Origin of the sequence: Nocardioides luteus, assembly GCF_000960475.2 — a bacterium.
GTDB lineage: Bacteria > Actinomycetota > Actinomycetes > Propionibacteriales > Nocardioidaceae > Nocardioides > Nocardioides luteus_A.
Genome location: NZ_JZDQ02000007.1, coordinates 162,531 through 180,053, shown reverse-complemented (window position 1 = coordinate 180,053; position 17,523 = coordinate 162,531). Strand labels below are relative to the sequence as shown.

General features: G+C 71.1%; 15 protein-coding genes. 1 reads left to right on the top strand and 14 read right to left on the bottom strand.

The features are described from left to right. The 14 genes from UG56_RS06845 to UG56_RS06780 all read right to left on the bottom strand — a co-directional run. Positions 1–223: acyl-CoA dehydrogenase family protein (locus UG56_RS06845; RefSeq protein ID WP_143054935.1), on the bottom strand; the 223-nt coding region annotated here is incomplete at its 3' end. Between the two features lie 25 nt (positions 224–248). Then, the gene (locus UG56_RS06840; RefSeq protein ID WP_045548074.1) at positions 249–1,097 is read right to left on the bottom strand and encodes a 3-hydroxybutyryl-CoA dehydrogenase; all 849 of its coding nucleotides are present in this window, start codon (positions 1,095–1,097) and stop codon (positions 249–251) included. 79 nt (positions 1,098–1,176) lie between these two features. Then, positions 1,177–2,811, bottom strand: a complete 1,635-nt coding sequence (locus UG56_RS06835; protein ID WP_045548075.1) for an L-lactate permease — start codon at positions 2,809–2,811, stop codon at positions 1,177–1,179. 72 nt (positions 2,812–2,883) lie between these two features. Beyond that, positions 2,884–4,212, bottom strand: a complete 1,329-nt coding sequence (gene glcF / locus UG56_RS06830) for a glycolate oxidase subunit GlcF (protein WP_045548076.1) — start codon at positions 4,210–4,212, stop codon at positions 2,884–2,886. A gap of 4 nt (positions 4,213–4,216) precedes the next feature. Continuing rightward, complete coding sequence (locus UG56_RS06825) at positions 4,217–5,383, bottom strand: FAD-binding oxidoreductase (RefSeq protein ID WP_045548077.1); 1,167 nt, start codon at positions 5,381–5,383, stop codon at positions 4,217–4,219. Next, positions 5,383–6,849 carry an FAD-linked oxidase C-terminal domain-containing protein gene (locus UG56_RS06820; RefSeq protein ID WP_045548078.1) on the bottom strand — a complete coding sequence of 489 codons (1,467 nt, stop codon included), beginning with the start codon at positions 6,847–6,849 and terminating at the stop codon, positions 5,383–5,385. Before UG56_RS06820 ends, UG56_RS06825 begins: the two co-directional genes overlap by 1 nt. Before the next feature lie 111 nt (positions 6,850–6,960). Continuing rightward, positions 6,961–8,292 carry a sensor histidine kinase gene (locus UG56_RS06815; RefSeq protein ID WP_052693384.1) on the bottom strand — a complete coding sequence of 444 codons (1,332 nt, stop codon included), beginning with the start codon at positions 8,290–8,292 and terminating at the stop codon, positions 6,961–6,963. After that, positions 8,289–8,951, bottom strand: a complete 663-nt coding sequence (locus UG56_RS06810; protein WP_045548079.1) for a response regulator transcription factor — start codon at positions 8,949–8,951, stop codon at positions 8,289–8,291. The genes UG56_RS06815 and UG56_RS06810 overlap by 4 nt, the downstream gene beginning before the upstream one ends. Before the next feature lie 14 nt (positions 8,952–8,965). Next, a complete protein-coding gene (locus tag UG56_RS06805) occupies positions 8,966–9,445 on the bottom strand; it encodes a DUF2231 domain-containing protein (protein WP_071326917.1) in 480 nt (159 codons plus the stop codon). 58 nt (positions 9,446–9,503) lie between these two features. After that, a complete protein-coding gene (gene aspA, locus UG56_RS06800) occupies positions 9,504–10,949 on the bottom strand; it encodes an aspartate ammonia-lyase (RefSeq protein WP_045548080.1) in 1,446 nt (481 codons plus the stop codon). Next, on the bottom strand, positions 10,946–11,950 hold the full coding sequence (locus UG56_RS06795; RefSeq protein ID WP_052693385.1) for an asparaginase: 1,005 nt from the start codon (positions 11,948–11,950) through the stop codon (positions 10,946–10,948). The genes aspA and UG56_RS06795 overlap by 4 nt, the downstream gene beginning before the upstream one ends. Beyond that, positions 11,950–13,377 carry an amino acid permease gene (locus UG56_RS06790; protein ID WP_045548082.1) on the bottom strand — a complete coding sequence of 476 codons (1,428 nt, stop codon included), beginning with the start codon at positions 13,375–13,377 and terminating at the stop codon, positions 11,950–11,952. Before UG56_RS06790 ends, UG56_RS06795 begins: the two co-directional genes overlap by 1 nt. Continuing rightward, complete coding sequence (locus UG56_RS06785) at positions 13,374–14,096, bottom strand: FadR/GntR family transcriptional regulator (protein WP_143054934.1); 723 nt, start codon at positions 14,094–14,096, stop codon at positions 13,374–13,376. Before UG56_RS06785 ends, UG56_RS06790 begins: the two co-directional genes overlap by 4 nt. A 46-nt stretch (positions 14,097–14,142) precedes the next feature. After that, positions 14,143–15,192 (bottom strand): lysylphosphatidylglycerol synthase transmembrane domain-containing protein, encoded by a 1,050-nt coding sequence (locus tag UG56_RS06780; protein ID WP_177191431.1) that lies wholly within the window; start codon positions 15,190–15,192, stop codon positions 14,143–14,145. A 164-nt stretch (positions 15,193–15,356) separates the two neighbouring features. Between UG56_RS06780 and ftsH the strand changes: the two genes are divergently transcribed. Next, positions 15,357–17,381, top strand: coding sequence for an ATP-dependent zinc metalloprotease FtsH (gene ftsH / locus UG56_RS06775; protein WP_052693387.1), 2,025 nt, complete (start codon positions 15,357–15,359; stop codon positions 17,379–17,381). Positions 17,382–17,523 lie beyond the last annotated feature (142 nt).

The window sequence follows — 17,523 nt, the reverse complement described above, 5'->3', positions numbered from 1 at the left end:
CGGTCGCGAGCGCGTCCGCACCCACCCCGCCGTACGCCTCGGGCACATGCGGTGCGAAGAACTCCGTCTCCACCAACGCATCGTGCGCCTCCTGCGGATAACGAGCCTCCTCATCGACCGCAGCCGCGGCCGGCGCGATCTTGGCATCGCAGATCTCACGGATGGCCCTGCGGATCTCCTGGTGCTCCTCGGAGAGGGCGAACAACGGGTACTGGTCGGTCATCGGGACTCCACTCACCTGTGCGGGCTCAGTACGGGTAGAAACCTTGGCCGGACTTCTTGCCCAGGAGGCCGGCGTCGACCATGCGGTCCAGCAGCGGCGGCGGGGAGTAGAGCGGCTCCTTGAACTCGTCGTACATCGAGATGCCGATCGCCCGGACGGTGTCGAGGCCGATGAGGTCCGAGAGCGCCAGCGGTCCCATCGGGTGGCCACAGCCGAGGACCATGCCGTTGTCGATGTCGGCCGCGGAGGCGTAGCCCGCCTCGTACATCCTGACGGCGCTGAGGAGATAGGGCACCAGCAGGCTGTTGACCACGAACCCGGCCCGATCGGTCGCCTCGATCGGCTGCTTGCCGAGCGTCTTGGCGACGAAGGTCTGCATCCGCTCCAGCGTCTCCGGCGAGGTGGTCAGGCTCGGGATCAGCTCGACCAGCTGCATCACCGGCGCCGGGTTGAAGAAGTGCACGCCCATCACGTTCGCCGCCCGGCCGGAGACCGCGCCGAGCTTCACGATCGGGATGGAGGAGGTGTTGGAGGCCAGGATCGCGTCGTCCTTCTCCAGCAGCGCCCCGACGGTCCGGAACAGGTCGAGCTTGACGTCCTCCCGCTCGGAGGCGGCTTCGACCACGAGGTCGCGGTCGCCCAACCGGCCGAGATCGGTCGTGAAGGTGATCCGGTCCAACGCACCCGCGAGGTCCTCCTCGCTGAGCTTGCCGCGGCTCACCGCACGCTCCAGACTCCCCCGCACCTTCGCCTCGGCGGCCTGCGCCGCCTCCTGACTGACCTCGACCGTGACGGTGTCCAGGCCGGAGCGAGCACACACCTCCGTGATGCCCGAGCCCATCAACCCGCCACCAATGACGCCGATCCGATCCATCCCAGCTCCTTGTCCGCAGGTCGGGCGCGGAATCCCCGATTTACTTGGACATCATAGTATCCGGGAGAGGGAGCCGAGGTCAGGGGACCATCCAGCCGAGGACAGGGGTCGACTGGAGGGCGACGAGGACGCACATGAAGACCAGCATCGCGATGCTCCAGCCGAAGACCTTGCGGAAGATCTCGCCCTCCTTCCCGGCCATGCCGACGGCCGCCGCCGCGATGGCGAGGTTCTGCGGGCTGACCATCTTGCCGAGCACACCGCCCGACGAGTTGGAGGCGGCCATCAGCACCTGATCGAGGCCGGCCTCCTTCGCGGTGGTCACCTGGAGCAGACCGAAGAGGGCGTTGGAGGAGGTGTCCGAGCCGGTCACGGCCACGCCGAGCCAGCCGAGGATCGGCGAGAGGATCGCGAACGCGCTGCCGGTGCCCGCCAGCCAGGCACCGATCGAGCCGGTCTGGCCGGAGAAGTTCATGACGTACGCCAGGCCGAGCACCGCCATCACGGTGACGATGGCGGGGGCGAGCTGCCGGTAGGTGTCGCGGTAGGTCGTCGCGACGGCGCCCGGGCGGATCCTCAGGCAGATCGCGGTGATGACGCCCGAGAGCAGCAGCATCGTGCCGGCGGCCGGGAACCAGTCGAACTTGAAGCCGCCCTGAGCCCCCGCGACGTCACCGAGCCCGGGGAAGACCACGGTCGGGGTGTAGTCGGTCCCGGAGAGCGTGAACGGCCGGTGGGCCAGCGCCTCCTTGATCGGCGGGATGCTGACGATCACGAAGATGACGATGATGATCGCGTACGGCAGGAAGGCCTTGAAGATCTCGCTGCGGCTGTCGCGCACGTCGTGGGCCTCGGCGCCCGGGCCCGAGCCGACGAGCGACTCGGCCAAGATCTTCTCCCGCGGCTGCCACACCCGCAGCAGGCCGACGACCACCACGACCGAGAAGAGCGAGGCGACGATGTCGGCCAGCGGCACGGAGATGTGGTTCGAGGCGACGAACTGGGCGATGCCGAAGCCGAGGCCGCACAGCAGCGCCGGGACCCAGGTCTGTTTGAGACCACGCCGGCCGTCGACCACGAAGACCAGGATGAGCGGCACCACGACCGCCAGGATCGGGGTCTGGCGACCCACCATCGCACCCAGCTCATCGACGCTGAAGCCGGTCTGGTCCGAGAGCGCGTTGATCGGCGAGGCCATCGCGCCGTACGCCACCGGGGCGGTGTTGGCGATCAGTGCGACCGCGGCGGCCTTGACCGGCTTGAAACCCATCGCCATCAGCATCACCACGGTGATCGCGACCGGCGTACCGAAGCCGGCCAGTGCCTCCAGGAGCGCTCCGAAGGAGAAGGCGATGATCAGCGCCTGGATCCGCTGGTCGTCGCTGACCGTGCTGAACGCCCGGCGCAGCACGTCGAAGTGGCCGGTGTGCACGGTCAGGTTGTAGACGAAGACCGCGTTGATGACGATCCACATGATCGGGAAGAAACCCGAGAACAGGGCGCCCTGGGCGCCGGACAGGATCGCGTCGTCGGCCGGCATCCCGAAGAGGGCGACGGCCACGACCAGGGCGACGCCCAGCGAGATGAGGCCGGCCCGCCAGGCCTTCATCTTGAGTCCGCCGAGAAGGACGAACATGGTGATCAGCGGCAGGGCGCCGCACAGCGCGCTGAGGACGAGCGAACCGCCGACCTGGTCCGGTGCTGGCTCAAACATGGCGACTCCGAGGGTCGTGTGTGGGAGATGGGTCGAGCCCCCGAGACGTGGGGGTGTTCAGTTGTCGGGGAATCAGAGGCTGCGGCTGCGCAGCGCCTCGGGCGAGGAGCCGCGGATCGAGGCGTCGAGCACCTCGATGAGATGGGCCATGCCGAGCCGGTGTCCCTGCGCGGTGATCGCGGAGGCGACCTGGAGCAGACAGCCCGGGTTGGCGGTGACGAGCACCTCGGCGCCGGTGGCGACGATGTTGCGCGCCTTGCGCTCGCCCAGCTCGCGGGCGGGCTCGGGGTTGAGGATGTTGTAGATGCCGGCGGAGCCGCAGCAGATCGACCCTTCGGCGATCTCGCGCAGCTCGACGCCGGGGATGCCCTTCAGCAGCGACCGCGGCTGGGCGCGTACACCCTGGGCGTGGGCCAGGTGGCAGGCGTCGTGGTAGGCGATGGTGAGGTCGAGCGGGTGACGCTCGGCGACCGGGCCGAGCTCGTCGAGGATCTCGGAGATGTCGCGCACCTTGGCCTCGAAGGCCGCGGCCCTGGCGGCGTACGCGGGGTCGTCGGCGAGCAGCCGGGCGTAGTCCTTGAGCGTCGACCCGCAGCCGGCGGCGTTGATGACGATGTGCTCGACACCGGCGTCCTCGAAGGCGTCGATGATCCGGCGGGCGTACGCCTGGGCCTCCCGCTCACGGCCGTTGTGCACCGAGAGCGCACCGCAGCAGCCCTGGCCGGCCGGGATCACCACCTCGCAGCCCTCGGCGGCGAGGACCCGTGCGGTCGCGGCGTTGACGCCCGGGAAGAAGGCGCCCTGGACGCAGCCGGTGAGCATGCCGACCACCGCCCGCCGCTCCCCCACCGCGGGCACGAGCTCGGGCAGCGGTTCGGCGTCGGTGATGGTCGGGGTGAGCCGCTCCATCGCGGCCAGGTGCGGCGCCATCCGCTCGAGCAGGCCGGTGCTGCGCAGCCGGCGGTCCAGGCCGGTGCGCTGCAGCAGTCGGAGCGGACCGCGCATCGCGCGCAGCCGCCTGGGGTGCGGGAAGATCGCGAAGATCAGGCTCCGCAGCGCCTTCTCCCTCGGCGTCCGCGGGTGGTTGCGCTCGACCTGGGCGCGGGTCTGCTCGATGAGGGTGTCGTAGCGGACGCCAGAGGGGCAGGCGGTCACGCACGACATGCAGCCCAGGCAGTTGTCCCAGTGCTGCACCATCGAGTCCGACATCGGCTCCCCTTCGAGCCCCTCCTTCATCAGGTAGAGCCGCCCGCGCGGGGAGTCCATCTCCTCACCCCACAGCAGGTAGGTGGGACAGGTCGGCAGGCAGAAGCCGCAGTGCACGCAGTCGTCGAGCAGGTGCTGGTCGGGAGGGTGCTCCTCGTCGAAGGCGCCGAGATTTCGGATGTCCATGTCGGTCATGGGGCTAGATCCCTCCTACGAAGCGGCCCGGGCTGAGCCGGTGGTCGGGGTCGAACTCGTCCTTGACCCGGCGCATCAGGTCCAGGGCCGGCACCGGCCCCCACAGGTCCAGCTCCTCCTTGATCGCCTGCGGGGCGTCGAGGACGACGGTGCTGCCGCCGTGACGGCCGGCGGTCTCGCGCAACCTCGCGAGGACGGCCCGGATCTCGGCGATGCCCCGCTCGGCCGGGACGGCGACGTACGCGACACCGACGCCGGCCGAGCCGCGCATCCCGAGCCCGCCTGCGGCCGCGACGACGTCTGCGAGGCCGGAGAGCCGGAAGGTGACCTTGACCCCGACGTGGCTGGCGGTGGCGTCGTCCCACGGGTAGCGGCCCCAGCCCGCGGGCGGCTGATCGCTCGTCTCGGCGCCGGGGAGCAGTCCGCTCAGGACGGCCGTACGTCCCGCCACACCCTCCGGGCGTCCTTCGACCAGCACGTCGACCCGGGTCCCGTCGGCGGTGGCGTCCACCTCGAGGGCGGAGGGCACCGTCTGGGAGTGCAGGACCGCCTGGGTGAGCTCGGCGGCGTGCGCCGCGTCGCGGGCGGCGACGCTGACCCAGCGACGGCCCTGCGGGACCGGATGGAGCCGGAAGGTCGCCTCGGTGACCACCGCGAGCGTGCCCATCGAGCCGACGAGGAGCTTGCCGACGTCGTAGCCGGCGACGTTCTTGACGACCTTGCCGCCAGCCTTGGCGACCACCCCGTCGGCGCGCACCATCGTCACACCGATGAGCAGGTCGCGCATGGTGCCGGCGAGCATCCGCAGCGGGCCGCTGGTGTTGGTCGCCAGGGCACCGCCGACGGTCGCGCCCGGGACCGCCTCGTCGAGCGCGAGGCGCTGGCCGGCCGTGGCGACGTGCTCGTTCAGCCGGGCCAGGGGCATGCCTGCTCCGACGGTGGCGATCAGGTCGCCGGAGGCGTGCTCGCTCACCTGGTCGAGCGCAGAGAGGTCGAGCAGGATGTCGGCGGAGGTGGGCGGGTTGCCCCAGCTGAGCTTGGTGCCGGCCCCGGTCGGGATCACCGACTCCCCCGCGGCCGCCGCGGCGCGCAAGATCTCGGCGACCTCGGCGGTGCTCGCCGGGTGCTCGGTGCGGCCGGGCGTGACGCCGGAGACGGTGATGTCGGACATCAGAAGACCTCCGCCACGCCGGCCTCCTGGAGCGGATGCGCGCCCTGCCGCCGGCCGGGGCGCTCGCCGCACAGCCGCGGGGTCGGGAAGATCTTGCCCGGGTTGGAGATCCGGTCCGGGTCGAAGGCGCAGCGGACCAGCTGCATGGTGTCGAGGTCCTCGGCGGCGTACATCTTCGGCATGTGGGCCGCCTTGTCGGCACCGACGCCGTGCTCGCCGGTGATCGAGCCGCCATGCTGCAGGCAGAGGTCGAGGATTCCGCGGCTGACCTCTTCGGCGGCCTCCCCGGCTCCCGGCACGGCGTCGTCGAAGAGCACAAGCGGGTGCAGGTTGCCGTCGCCGGCGTGGAAGACGTTGGCGACGCGTACGCCGGAACGCTCGGAGAGCTCGGTGATCGCACGCAGCACCTCGGGCAGGGCGGTCCGCGGGATGACGCCGTCCTGCACGATGTAGTCGGGGCTGATCCGGCCGACGGCGGCGAAGGCCGACTTGCGGCCCTTCCAGATCAGGAACCGCTCCTCGGGCGTCTTCGCGGTGCGGATCTCGAAGGCACCGGTCTCCCCGCAGAGCCGGACCACGTCGGCGTACTCCGCGTCCACCTCGGCGGCCGGGCCGTCGAGCTCGATGACCAGCACCGCGCCCGCGCCGTCGGGGTAGCCGCAGTGCACCGCGGCCTCGGCGGCCTCGATCGCGAGCGCGTCCATCATCTCGATCGCCGCCGGTACGATGCCGGCTGCGATGATGGCCGACACCGCGGCGCCGGCGCGGTCGGTGGAGTCGAAGCCCACCAGCAGGGTGACCACCTTCTCCGGCAGCCGCACCAGCCGCACCGTCACCTCGGTGACGATCCCGAGGGTGCCCTCCGAGCCGACGACGGCGCCGAGTAGGTCGTAGCCGGGGCTGTCGGGAGCGTCCCCACCGAGGCGTACGCGGTCTCCGTCGGCGGCGACGAGCTCGGCGGCGAGCACGTGGTTGGTCGTGAAGCCGTACTTGAGGCAGTGGGCACCGCCGGAATTCTCCGCCACGTTGCCCCCGATCGAGCAAACCTGCTGGCTGGAGGGGTCCGGCGCGTAGTAGTAGCCCACCGGGGTCGCCGCCCGGGTGACGTCGAGGTTGATGACGCCGGGCTCGACGACGGCGCGTTGGTCCTCGCGCCGGACCTCCTTGATGGCCCGCAGCCGCGAGGTGACCACCAGGACACCCTCGGCATGCGGCAGGCTGCCACCGGAGAGCCCCGTGCCGGATCCGCGGGCGACGTACGGGATCTGCAGCTCGGCACAGCACCGCACGATCGCGGCGAGCTGCTCGGCGGTCTCCGGGATCACCACGAGCGCCGGGGTGACCCGGTAGTGGGCCAGCCCGTCGCACTCGTACGTCCGCAGCCGGGCGTGGTCGGTGATCACGCCGTCCTCGGGGAGGAGCGCCCGCGCCCGCCGGATCAGAGTCTCCAGTGGTGTCAGGCCCATGGCTCCCTCGATTTCGTATCGCGGAATCTTCCTTCTGCCCCCTGGAACTTTAGGGCAAGTGGCGCGGCGAGGGCAATGGTTTCCTGTGACTCACGTCACCCGGCATCGGAATCACCAGCGCGGGAAGCGGATCTCGAACGTCGTCGGTCCCGCGGTCGAGACGAGCCGGACGTCGCCACCGGCGGCGACGGCCACCCGCCGGGCAAGGGTGAGCCCCAGGCCGGCACCGTCGGCGTCGTCGTCGGTGAACCGGGTGCCCGCCTCGAAGATCGTCTCGCGGTGATCCGGGTCCACGCCCGGCCCGTCGTCGGTCACGGTGATCCCGATCGTGTTCTCCGACTCGACGGCTCCGATCACCACGCGCCGGTTCGCGTGACGTACGGCGTTGTCCAGGACCGGAGCCACGGCTCGTTCGACGAGCTCCGGGGGTGCCGCGACCAGGTGCCGGCCGGGCGGGATGTCGATCACGACGTCGACACCATGGGTGGGCAGCGCGGCGGTCAGATCCGCCATGACCTCGGCAGGGTCGGCGCGCAGGGTCGACCCGGTCCGGTTCCGGGCGAGGGCGAGCAGGGTCGTGATGCTGGCCGAGAGCCGGTCGACGAGCTCGATGATCCGCACGTAGCGCTCGTCCGCCGGTGTCGCCATCCGGCCGAGCTCGGCCTCGCCGCGGATCGCGGTCAGCGGCGTACGCAGCTCGTGCGCGAGCTCGGCGGTGAGCCGCTGCTCGTCCCGCAACGCCGTGGCCACCCTGTCCAGGAGCGCGTCGAGGGTGTTGCCGAGCTCGGTGAACTCGTCGCTGCCCTCGGTCAGATCGAATCGGGTCTCCAGATCGCGTTCGGACCAGTCGGCGGCGAGAGCGGTCATCCGGTGCACGGGCCGCAGTGTCCGTCCGACCGTCCACGCCGACAACGCGGCGGTGCCGGCCACCACCACCGCGCCCAGGGCGAGCAGGGAGATCAGCGCGACGTCGCGGGTCCGCTCGTAGGGTTCCACGCTCTCGGAGGCGACGAGGACCGCCGTCGTGTCCCGGGTGCCCTCGACACGGACGGGACGTGCCAGGTAGCGACGCTCGCCGCGTACCAGCGTCGTCTCCGTGATGGCTCCCGACAGCGATCGCACCGGAGCCGACTGCCCCGCCACCAGGGGCGGTCCGGCGACGAGGCCACCCTCGGCGTCGAAGACCCAGACCCGGTCGTCGACGTCGTCGGCCTGCGACGGAGCCAGCGCTAGGTCGCCACCGGCGTCCACGCGGAGGCTCTCCGCCGTGGCCTCGACCCGGGAGCCGAGCGCCGCGTCGATCTGGTGCGTGGTGAGCCCGGAGATGATGAACCCCACCGCGCCGACCATCGCCACCATCACGACCGCGGTCACCGCGGCGGTGCTCCACGCCACCCGGGCGCGCAGGCTGCGCCCGAGCAGTCGCTCCCACGGCCTGGTCACCGCAGCACGAACCCGACGCCGCGTACCGTCACCAGCTCGACGGGCGACCCCGCCGTCTCGAGCTTGACCCGGACCCGGCGGATGTAGGAGTCCAGGGTGTTCTCCGAGACGATCGCGCCGTCCGGCCAGCCCGCCGCCACCACGGCCCGGCGCCGCACCACCGCACCGGGCGTGGCCGCCAGGGCGGCCAGGATCCGGTATTCGGTGGGGGTCAGCCGGGCCTCCCCGTCGCTGGTGCGCACCGAGAACCGCTCCGGGTCCATCACCAGCCCCGTCGGAGTCGTCGGAGCCGGTCGCGTCCGCTTGAGGAGGGCGTCGACGCGCACCAGCACCTCGCCGATGGCGAACGGCTTGGCGACGTAGTCGTCGCCGCCGGCGTGGAACCCCGAGATCCGGTCGTGGACGCCGTCCAACGCGGTCAGGAAGAGCACGGGTGCGTGCTGGCCTGCCGTACGCAACGCCTGGCACACGTCGCGGCCGTCCGCGTCCGGGAGGCCGATGTCGATGATCAGCACCTCGACGCTGCCCGGGGTCGCGAACGCCGCCATCGCCTCACGCCCGTTCCGGCTGACCACCACCTCGTGGTCCGCCAGCCGCAGACCCTCGGTCAGGACTCGGCGGACGTCGGCGTCGTCCTCACAGATCCCGACCCTGGCCACGACTCGATCATGCCTCAGCGGGGCGCGCTGACCTGGTCACCCCACGCGGCCCGTGCCCCGGAGTCGCCGACGCGGTACACCTGGACGCCGGCCGCGAGCCCGGCCAGCACCGCCAGCGCGGCGACGACGGTGACCGCGCGATGCCCTCCCCGAGCACTCGCGGCACTGTCGGCGCGGTGCTGTCTGTGTGACATCCAGACCAGCACCGCGCCGAGAATCAGCACCGGAAGCGCGAACCAGATGAGCTGGTCACCCAGCTCGGCATGCTCACCCGGGTTGCCGACGCGACTCTGCAACGCCTCACCGCTCGAGGAGGCCACCGGCACCAGGATCGTCGCCACCAGCGAGGTGGCCACCACCAGATTCCCGTAGCGGACCCGCCAGCCCGGGCGGACGGCGATCGCGATCGTTCCGATGATCGACAGCGGCAGCAGGACCACCACCGCGTGGACGACCAGGGGATGGACGGGCAGACCGTTGACGAGATCGAACACGGGGACTCCTTCGTAGGCGTGCTGCCAGCCTGTCAGGAGGAACCTGCCGACAACCTGACTACGATCCGTCGCCGTCCGAGGCGACCAGCTCGGCTGCGCCCGGGGTGCTTGCGGGGTGGGCGAGCTGCTCGGGGCGGAGCAGGTGAGCGAGCCGCTCGGGCGAGACCAGGCCACGCTCGAGGATCAGCTCGGCCACGCCACGACCGCTGCTGAGCGCGTCCCGGGCGATCTCGGTCGCGGCGACATACCCGATCTCGGGGTTGAGCGCGGTGACGAGCCCGATGGAGCGCTCGACCTGGGCGCGGGTCAGCTCGCCGTTGACCGTGATGCCGCGTACGCAGCGCTCGGCGAGCACCCGGCAGGCGGCGGCCAGGTGGGTGATGCTGGCGACCAGCGAGTGCAGGATGACCGGCTCGAACGCGTTGAGCTGGAGCTGGCCCGCCTCGGCGGCCATGGTGACGGTGACGTCGTTGCCGATGACCTCGAACGCGACCTGGTTGACGACCTCCGGGATGACCGGGTTGACCTTGCCCGGCATGATCGAGGAGCCGGCCTGCATCGGGGGCAGGTTGATCTCACCGAGCCCGGCCCGCGGTCCGGAGGAGAGCAGCCGCAGGTCGTTGCAGGTCTTGGAGACCTTGACCGCGACCCGCTTGAGCACGCCGGAGAGATGGACGAACGCCCCGCAGTCCTGGGTCGCCTCGATCAGGTCCGGTGCGGTGACCAGCGGCAGCCCGGTGATCTCGGCGAGGTGACGGCGGGCGATCTCGGCGTAGCCCGCGGGCGCGTTGAGCCCGGTGCCGATCGCGGTCGCGCCCAGGTTGATCTCGTGCAGGAGGGTGACGGCCTCCTGCAGTCGCAGGCGGTCCTCCCCCAGCATCACCGCGTAGGTGCGGAACTCCTGGCCGACGGTCATCGGCACGGCATCCTGGAGCTGCGTACGTCCCATCTTGAGGATGCCGGCGAACTCCTCGGCCTTCGCGGCGAAGGCGTCCTCGAGGACGCGCATGGCGTCGGCCAGCGCGCCGACCGCGATGATCGTCGCGATGTTGACGGCGGTGGGATAGGCGTCGTTGGTCGACTGGCTGAGGTTGACGTGCTCGTTGGGGTGGAGCCTGTCGTAGCTGCCCTTGTCGTGACCGAGGAGCTCGAGGGCACGGTTGGCGATGACCTCGTTGGCGTTCATGTTGGTCGAGGTGCCGGCGCCACCCTGGATGACGTCGACGACGAACTGGTCGTGCAGCGCACCGGTCCGGATCTCCTGGCACGCGGCCGCGATCGCCTGGGCGCGCTCGGCGTCGAGGAGACCGAGCTCGAGGTTGGCGAGCGCGGCGGCCTCCTTGACGGCGCTGAGCGCGTTCACCAGGTGCGGGTAGGTGCCGATCGTGGTGCCGGTGATGGGGAAGTTGGCGCGGGCCCGGGCGGTGTGGACGCCCCAGTAGGCCCCCGCGGGGACGTCGAGATCGCCGAGCAGGTCGTGCTCGCGGCGGGTCGGTGAGGTCATGGCTTCTCCGTCGTATCGAGAGGTGTCGGGGTGAGCGCTGCGGCGGGGCGCAGACCGGTGGGCGCGAACGGGGCGAGCACGTCGGGAGCGACCCCGCCCTCGGCCAGCAGGGCGAGCAGCGCGGGCAGGCGGGCCCGGTCGGCACCGTCGGCGACCTTGAGCGCGAGGCTGGTGCCGTCGGGCAGGGCGGCGACCTGGACCCCTTCGAACCCGTCCTTGGCCAGCAGCCCGGGCACGGCCTGCATCAGCGTGGTGACGTCCCGGCGGCTGCCGGCGACCATCTCGGGATGACGGCGCATCGCCGCGGCGACCCGGTGCTCGGCGCCGCCCTCGGGAGCGAGCACGAGACGCTGGGCGGCGCGGGCGAGCCCGTACAGCGAGATGCCGAACAGCGGGGTGCCGCAGCCGTCCGCGGTGACGGTCGCGACCCGTTGCCCGGTGAGGTCCTCGACGGTGGCGCGGACGGCGACCTGGAGCGGGTGCTCGGGATCGAGGTAGCGATCGTGCGCCCAGCCCGCCGCTGCGCAGGTCGCGACCATCGCGGCGTGCTTGCCCGAGCAGTTGTGGGCGAGGCGGCTCCGCTGCCCGTCGGCGCGCAGCCAGCTCTCCCGCTCGACCGGGTCGTAGGGCAGGTCCGGCGGGTTCTGCAGGGCGTCCTCGCCCAAGCCGGCGGAGGCGAGCAGCCGGCGCGCGCCGGCGAGGTGGAACACCTCGCCGGAGTGGCTGGCCGCGGCGAGGGCGAGCAGGTCGTCGCCGACGTCGAGCCCGGCGCGCACCATTGCGACCGCCTGCATCGGCTTGGCGGCCGACCGCGGGTAGAACGCCGCCTCGATGTCACCCACGGCCAGGCGTACCCGGCCGTCGGGGTCGAGGAGGACGGCCGAGCCGTGGTGGACGCCTTCGACCATCTCGCCGCGCCAGAGCTCGACCAGGGGCTGGTGCGCCGGCACCCGCATCGGAGCAGCGTCGGCGACCGGTGTCACCAGGTGGGGCAGGCTCATCACACCTCCATCGCGGAGGTGTCGATGCGGTCGCGGACGAGGAACCAACCCCCGACCAGCAGCACCAGCAGCACCGGCATCGCGAGCAGGGTGATCCGGCCGACGTGGTCGAAGAACATCAGGATCAGCACCAGGGCGAGGAAGGCCAGCGCGACGAGCTGCGGGAACGGCGAGCGCGGCACCCGGAAGGAGGGTCGCTCGACCTCGCCGGCGCGGCTGCGGCGTACGAAGAGCGTGTGGCTGATCAGGATGATCGCCCAGGTCGCGATGATGCCGACCGAGGCCAGGTTGAGGACGATCTCGAACGCCTGGGCGGGCACGACGTAGTTGAGCCCGACACCGAGGACGCAGACGGCGGCGGTCATCAGGATCCCGCCGTACGGCACCTTGTGCCGGTTCATCGCCGCGGCGAAGCGGGGCGCGGTGCCGGCGGCGGCGAGCGAGCGCAGGATCCGGCCGGTGGAGTAGAGCCCGGAGTTGAGGCTCGACATCGCGGCGGTGAGGACCACCAGGTTCATCACGTCGCCCGCACCGGACACGCCGACCCGGGACAGCACGGTCACGAACGGGCTCTCGTCGGCGGAGTAGGACGACCACGGCAGCAGCATCGCGAGCAGCACGACCGAGCCGACGTAGAAGATGCCGATGCGCCAGATGATCGTGTTGATCGCCCGGGGCATGACTCGGCGCGGGTCCGCGGTCTCGCCGGCGGCGACACCGACCAGCTCGATGGAGGCGTAGGCGAAGATGACGCCCTGGACGACCAGGACCATCGGGAGCACCCCGGAGGGGAACATGCCGCCGTGGTCGAGGATCAGCTGCGGTCCGGGGGTGGTGCCGTCGATCGGGTGCCGGGTGACGATGAGGAAGATCGCGATCGCCATGAAGACCACCAGGGTGGCCACCTTGATGAGTGCGAACCAGAACTCCATCTCGCCGAAGAGGCGGACCGAGAGCAGGTTGAGGGTCAGCACGATCACCAGGGCGCCCAGGGCGAGCACCCACTGCGGGACCGGCGCGAAGAACGACCAGTAGTGGGCGTAGAGGGCGATCGCGGTGATGTCGGCGATGCCGGTGGTCGACCAGTTCAGGAAGTACATCCAGCCCGCGGTGTAGGCGCCCTTCTCGCCGAGGAACTCGCGGGCGTAGGAGACGAAGGCTCCCGAGGAGGGACGGTAGAGGATCAGCTCACCGAGGCAGCGCACCACGATGAACGCGACGAGGCCGCACGCGGCGTACGCGATGGCGAGGGAGGGTCCGGCGCTGGCCAGGCGCCCGCCGGCGCCGAGGAACAGGCCGGTGCCGATGGCGCCGCCGATCGCGATCATGGTGATGTGGCGCGGCGTCAGCGACTTGCCGTAGCCGTCGTCACCGGCGTCGGTGATCTGGGGTGGTGCTTCGGTGCCAGTGGAGGATGGCAGTGTCATCGGTCGGTGTTCCTGTCGGTGGTGGGGTCGCGGACGATGTCTCCGAGCGCGCCGTCGACGTGCTCAAGATGGGCGCGCATCGCCGCCTCGGCGGTCTCGGAGGACCCGGAGGCGATGGCGTCGACGATCAGGCGGTGCTCGGCGTCAGAGGCCGTACGCCGCCTCTCGTCGAGCTTGTTGAGCAGGGCGGACTGGGTGGCCAGGGCCTCGCGGATCTCCTCGATCACCTTTCCGAAGACGGGGTTGGCCGAGGCGCGGGCGATGGCGATGTGGAACAGCGAGTCGAGGGCGACCCAGACGGCGCCGTCCTCCTCGCGCTCCATCCGCTCGAGCAGGCTGCGCATCTCGTCGAGGTCGTCGCCGCTGTGCCGGGCCGCTGCGTACCCGGCGGCCGGGACCTCGACATGGCGGCGCGCCTCGACCAGATCACGTGCGGAGTAGCTGCCGAAGGTCGGGTTGTCAGCGGCCCGCTCGGAGATCACGAACGTGCCCCGGCCGGTGTGGGACTCGGTCATGCCGAGCGCCTGCAGCGCCCGCAGCGCCTCGCGGACGACCGGACGGCTGACCCCCAGATCGCGGACCAGGGTCGCCTCGGACGGCAGCCGGGTGCCGACCGGGAAGGTGCCGGACTCGATCTCCGAGCGCAGCTCGGCGAGGACGAGCTCCATGGCGTTGGCGCGCCGAATCGGTTTGACTGTTTGCCTGTCAGACAGGTTCATGGCGATGAGTGTGAGGGCCGTCACCGTCGACTGTCAACCCCGCCTGTCACCCCAGCCGACGGAGTCGTAGCCAGAGGTAGGTCGCCCCGGCCACGGGGATGGGCAGCCAGAAACCGAAGAGACGCCAGGTCAGGACGCCGAGCAGGGCGGCGTCGTGAGCCGTCCCGAACGAGACCAGGACCGGCACCGCGACGCCCTCGACGAGCCCGAGGCCACCGGGCGTGATCGGCAGCAGGGCGATCAGACCCACCAGGGCGTACGTCGTGATCAGACCGCCCGGGTTCGGCGCGTCCCCGAAGGCGAGCACGCTGAGGTAGAGGCTCGCGGCGTCGAACGACCAGTAGCCCAGCCCCCACAGGAGGGTCCGTCGGCTCAGTGCCCGGTTGCCGAGGACCAGCTGGACCTGGCTGATGATCGCCCGGACCAGCCGCTCGAAGGCATTCGGGTGGACCAGCGGCAACCGGCGGGCCAGGGCGTGCGTGACCGTCACGAGCTGGTCCGGGCGCACGATCAGCACCGCCACCAGTCCGCCGAAGGTGACGATCAGGACAACGGTGAGGATCGAGGCCGTCTTGAGGAACGGGTGCGTCTCCGGAAGCGGTACCGCGGCGATCAGCCCGATCACGAACGCGGCGACGAACCAGAGGACGGTGACCGCGAACTCCACGGCGCCGGCGGCGACCGCCTTCGCGGGCCGGACCCCGGCTCGGGCGAGCAGCCGCATCCGTAACGCCGCAGCGACCGCTCCCCCGCCGGGCACGACGTGGCTGAAGCCGTTTCCGGTCACGTCGATCGCCAGCACGGTCGGATACGTCGGACGCGACTCCTCAGGAAGCAGCGCATGGGTGAGACCGCTGTAGCTGCCGTAGGACAACGCTTCGAAGGCGAGGGCCAGGATCAGGGCGAACGGAGCCGCGGCGGCGGCCGAGGTCCAGGACTGGCGGGCACCGGTGAGCAGGTCGACCGCGACGTACTCGAGGGCCAGCACCGCCACGATGAGCAGGCCGACGCGGCGGACCCATGCCCCTACCGGGGCGGCTCGACGACGCTCACGACCGGCTCGGTCGGCTTCCCGCGCTGCTGGTTCCCTGTGCATCGACCGGCGGCTCCTTCCGGAGATCACCATCGCTCCGCAGACAGGACCCCGGAAAGTGTCCTTCGTCCCCGATCCCCCGCCATCGGCCCCGAAGGACGTTGGCCCCGGGACCGCGCAGACCTCGGCCTCTTTCCCGGTCGGTGCCGGGCTGCTGGCCTGACACCATGTCATTCGAAGGGCGCTCCGACTGCGGACACCAGCTGAGCCTCCGGTCCGTCCACGACCCCGGGGGCCTTCAGTTCTCGGCGCCGGTCAAGTCCGGTCCACCGAAGGAGCCACCGAAGCCGGCCCCGCCGCTCCCGCCCCGCTGGCAGCGCTGGCTGCTGCCGATCGCGCTGGCGGTCGCGGTCTTCCTGCTGTTCGTGCCCTCGCCGGACACGAAGACGACCACGTCGCTCTCGTACACGGACTTCACCAGCAGGGTCGCCGACGGCAAGGTCTCCTCGGTCACCATCGACGAGCTCGGCGCGGTCACCGGCAAGCTCGAGGACGGGACACGGTTCAGCACCCAGCTCCCCACGGCCCTGGACATGACCGCGCTGACCAGCAGCCTGCAGGCCAAGGACGTGGAGATCACCGCCGAGAGCGCCGGCGCACCGTGGTGGACGGCGCTGCTGGCATGGCTGCCGCTGCTGCTGATCCTCGGGCTGCTGCTGTGGTCGAGCCGGGCCGCGCAGAAGGCCATGGGTGCCGGCGTCGGCGGCATCGGCGGTTTCGGCCGCTCCAAGGCGAAGATCATCGAGGCCGAGCGACCGACCACTCGTTTCGACGATGTGGCCGGCTACGACGGGGTCAAGCAGGAGGTGGGCGAGATCGTCGACTTCCTACGCCGCCCCGAACGGTACGCCGAGGCCGGGGCCAAGGGTCCGCGCGGTGTGGTCATGGTCGGCCCGCCGGGCACCGGCAAGACGCTCATGGCCCGGGCCGTGGCGGGCCAGGCGGAGGTCCCGTTCCTGTCGGTGACCGGGTCCGCGTTCGTGGAGATGTTCGTCGGAGTCGGCGCGGCACGGGTGCGGGATCTCTTCGCCGAGGCACGCAAGCGGGCCCCGTCGATCATCTTCATCGACGAGATCGACGCCCTCGGCTCGCGCACCGTCAGCCCCGGACGGATCGGGAACGACGAGCGCGAGCAGACCCTCAACCAGCTGCTGGCCGAGATGGACGGGTTCGACCAGTCCACCGGGATCGTGGTGCTGGCGGCCACCAACCGGCCGGCCTCGCTCGACCCGGCGCTCCTGCGCCCCGGCCGCTTCGACCGTCAGGTGGTCGTGCCCCTGCCCAACCAGTCCGAACGTACGGCCATCCTCGAGGTCCACGCCAAGAACAAGCACCTCGAGCCGGGCATCGACCTGACCGTCGTCGCCCGTGCCACACCGGGGTTCTCCGGCGCCGACCTGGCCAACCTCGTCAACGAGGCCGCCATCAACGCCGTTCGTGACGACCGCTCCGTCATCACCGCCGAGGACCTGGACACGGCCCGCAACCGCGTCCTGCTCGGGCGACGGGAGACCTCGAACGCGCTCCTGCCCGAGGAACGCCACGCGGTCGCGGTGCACGAGTCCGGCCATGCCCTGGTCGCGCAGCTCTGCGAGCACGCCGACCCGGTCGCCAAGGTGACCATTCTCCCTGCCGGCATGGCCCTCGGAGTCACCGAGCAGCTCCCCGAGGCCGAACGCCGCCTGTACAGCGAGGGGTACCTCAACGATCTGCTCGCGGTGCGGCTCGGCGGCCGGGCCGCCGAGCTCATCGTCTTCGGCGAGGGCTCCTCGGGCGCCGCGAACGACCTCTCCGGCGCCACCCAGATCGCCGCCCGGATGGTCGTCGAGTTCGGGCTCTCGCCGGCACTGGGACCGATCGGGTACGGCTCGGAGTCACCGCAGTACCTCGGTCAGGCGACCGAGGAGAATCTGCGCCGCGCCTACTCCGAGCAGACCCAGCGCGTCGTCGACCGGGAGATCGCCCGGCTGCTCGGGCAGGCCGAGGAACGCGCGATCACCCTGCTCCGCGCGCACCGGACGGCACTCGACCACCTGGCGCGGCTGCTGCAGGAGCGAGAGACCCTCGACGGAGCGGTCGTCTCTCAGGTGCTCGCCGAGGAGGCCGGCGACATCGGTCGGAGCAACGGTCGAGGCAGCGGTCGGAATGCGCCGCTCGGATCAGCGCCTGATAAATTCGAGGCGTGGGACTGATCGAAGTGGACAAGCTCTAGCCACCGCACTGCCGGTGGCTCTCGCCTGACGCGCTCGCGTCGGCATGCCCGGTACGTTCGCCTCTGCGAACGCGCGATCACGACCCTCCGGTCGACCTCGCGGTGCCTACGTCTTCGACCTG

Excerpts from the sequence above, each read along its gene's own strand:
- UG56_RS06785 (WP_143054934.1), bottom strand. The coding sequence starts at position 14,096 with ATGAACCTGTCTGACAGGCAAACAGTCAAACCGATTCGGCGCGCCAAC.
- UG56_RS06825 (WP_045548077.1), bottom strand. The coding sequence starts at position 5,383 with ATGTCCGACATCACCGTCTCCGGCGTCACGCCCGGCCGCACCGAGCAC.
- UG56_RS06790 (WP_045548082.1), bottom strand. The coding sequence starts at position 13,377 with ATGACACTGCCATCCTCCACTGGCACCGAAGCACCACCCCAGATCACC.
- UG56_RS06795 (WP_052693385.1), bottom strand. The coding sequence starts at position 11,950 with ATGAGCCTGCCCCACCTGGTGACACCGGTCGCCGACGCTGCTCCGATG.
- UG56_RS06780 (WP_177191431.1), bottom strand. The coding sequence starts at position 15,192 with ATGCACAGGGAACCAGCAGCGCGGGAAGCCGACCGAGCCGGTCGTGAG.
- UG56_RS06840 (WP_045548074.1), bottom strand. The coding sequence starts at position 1,097 with ATGGATCGGATCGGCGTCATTGGTGGCGGGTTGATGGGCTCGGGCATC.
- ftsH (WP_052693387.1), top strand. The coding sequence starts at position 15,357 with ATGTCATTCGAAGGGCGCTCCGACTGCGGACACCAGCTGAGCCTCCGG.
- aspA (WP_045548080.1), bottom strand. The coding sequence starts at position 10,949 with ATGACCTCACCGACCCGCCGCGAGCACGACCTGCTCGGCGATCTCGAC.
- UG56_RS06820 (WP_045548078.1), bottom strand. The coding sequence starts at position 6,849 with ATGGGCCTGACACCACTGGAGACTCTGATCCGGCGGGCGCGGGCGCTC.
- glcF (WP_045548076.1), bottom strand. The coding sequence starts at position 4,212 with ATGACCGACATGGACATCCGAAATCTCGGCGCCTTCGACGAGGAGCAC.
- UG56_RS06835 (WP_045548075.1), bottom strand. The coding sequence starts at position 2,811 with ATGTTTGAGCCAGCACCGGACCAGGTCGGCGGTTCGCTCGTCCTCAGC.